We start from the raw sequence: 956 nt of genomic DNA, 5'->3' as shown, positions 1-956 counted from the left end.
TGGCCTCCGACTTCTACGCCCTGGGCGCCGCGGGTCCGGACCAGCAGGACGAGGGCGGGGCCGCTGCGGTCATCACCCTCGACTCCGCGCCGGAGGGCGCAGGGTCCCCCGGCACGCAGGGGCTGCCGGGGGACAGCGGCGAGACGATGGCGGAGTCGGCCCCGAACGACGCAGCCACTCAGGGCTCGACCGGGCTCGGAGCCGAGGACGGGCGGGTCGCCGAGCTGAGCATGCCCGGCTGGGGCGGGCGCACCGTCTTCACCGCCGAGGGCCTGCCCACCGAGGGCGGCGTGCTCGCGGCCTGGGGCTTCGACCCCGGCGCAGCCTTCACCACGGAGGGTGCGTCGACCGCCGCCCAGGCCCTCGGCGTGGAGGGCGAGGTGAACGAGGTCGACGGCATGCTCTCGGTCGGCCCGCGCGACGGCACGGGTGCCAGCGTCCAGCTGTACCCGGACGGCGCGGTCAGCCTGAGCTTCTACGACCCCGAGAACGACCCGTGGGACCTGGGCCCCGCGCCCCAGGGGGACGAGGCGGGTGCCGTCCTGCGCGAGGTGCTCGGGGACCTCGGGCTCGACCCGGCGGGCTACGAGCTCGTCGTCGAGGGCGGAGAGGGGACGGGCAGCCCCGAGTGGACCTCGGTCTTCGCCCACCAGGTGATCGACGGGCAGCGCACGGGTGTGACCTGGAGCGCGACCTTCACCGGCGGGGGCCTGCAGTCCCTGCACGGCTCCCTCGCCCCTCAGGTCCCGCTCGGGGACTACGCCGTGGTCAGCCCCACCGAGGCCGTCGAGCGCCTCGGGGACCCCCGCTTCGGCGCCGGGTGGGGTGGCGGGATGACCCCGTTCTGGGGTGCGTACGGCCTCGAGGGTGGTGCCGAGACCGCCCGGCCGCGGGGCGACGTCGGGGCCGAGCCCGCCGAGCCGGACCTGCCTGCCAGGGCCGAGCCCGGGGCGACC

Annotated in this window: 1 protein-coding gene; it reads left to right on the top strand. The window is 76.8% G+C overall.

The window, feature by feature from the left end; genetic code table 11:
• On the top strand, window positions 1-956 hold a 956-nt coding region (locus L0B03_RS18435), incomplete at both ends, for a hypothetical protein (RefSeq protein ID WP_250448540.1).

The sequence above is a fragment of the Actinotalea sp. C106 genome, from assembly GCF_023630195.1.
GTDB lineage: Bacteria > Actinomycetota > Actinomycetes > Actinomycetales > Cellulomonadaceae > Actinotalea.
This window is presented reverse-complemented; position numbering and strand designations above follow the sequence as displayed.